Below are 1,075 nucleotides of genomic sequence, written 5' to 3'. Positions count from 1 at the left end.
GACGGATTGTAATATGAAGTGCGACACCTAGTTCAAAATAAAAAATGGCCCATGGCCGGATTCGTGTAGAATGGAGTTACCACACAACACCTACAAGGAGAATCCGCCATGAGCTATACACATCTTAGCATAATTGAACGCAGTAAACTAGAAGTATTACATCAACTGGGGCTGTCCGCCCGAGCCATTGCTCGCGAATTGGATCGTCATCATTCTACGATCAGCCGGGAACTGAAGAAAAATCAAAGCCTAAATGGTTATCAAGCGGCAGCATCAGAGCATCGTTATAAGCATCTTCGCCAAGCTCAGAAACCTAGAGAAAAGTGGACGGAGACACTCGGAAAAGAAATTGAGCAGCGACTTCACGAAACCTGGTCTCCTGAGCAAATCTCTATGCGTTATAAACTGAAAGGAGAGCCCATGGTTTCGTTCAAAACGATCTATCGCTGGCTTTATGAAAAACGTATGATTCGTAACACCGTTCAGCAGTTAAGACACAAAGGAAAGAGACAAAAACCTCAAGAAAAACGAGGTCGCTTCCTCGTAGGCACTTCTATCAAACAACGACCGAAAGAGATTCGTTCTAGGCAAACCTTCGGGCATTGGGAACTAGATACAGTCGTCTCCAGCCGAGGAAAAAGCAAGGCTTGTGTTGCTACATGTATCGAGCGAAAAACAAGGCTGTACACTGCTATTAAAATGCCAGATCGCACTTCATTATCTATGGAAATTGCTATTGGTGTAGTCGCTGCACAGTATCCTGCCCAAACCTTCCAAACTGCTACCGTTGACCGTGGTAAAGAGTTCGCATGCTTTCGTGAATTGGAAGAGTCACACGGTATGACGGTGTATTTTGCAGATCCTTATTCCTCATGGCAACGAGGCTCCAATGAGAATGGAAATGGGCTCCTTCGAGAGTTCTTCCCAAAAGGGAAGGACTTTGCAGAGGTGACTGAGGAAGAATTAGAACATGCCCTCCAACTTATTAACAACAGACCAAGGAAATGTTTAGGATGGAAAACTGCTCACGAATCATTTGAAGAAGAAGTGTCGCACTTGGATTGACAATCCGTCA

The 1,075-nt window shown here is 44.7% G+C and carries 1 protein-coding gene; it reads left to right on the top strand.

What is annotated here, in order from left to right; genetic code table 11:
- The first annotated feature begins 108 nt into the window (after positions 1–108).
- The gene (locus KJS58_RS24800; protein WP_213536338.1) at positions 109–1,065 is read left to right on the top strand and encodes an IS30 family transposase; all 957 of its coding nucleotides are present in this window, start codon (positions 109–111) and stop codon (positions 1,063–1,065) included.
- Positions 1,066–1,075: the final 10 nt, after the last annotated feature.

The organism is Paenibacillus sp. J45TS6, assembly GCF_018403285.1.
In the GTDB taxonomy this organism is placed as follows: Bacteria; Bacillota; Bacilli; order Paenibacillales; family Paenibacillaceae; genus Paenibacillus.
This window is presented reverse-complemented; position numbering and strand designations above follow the sequence as displayed.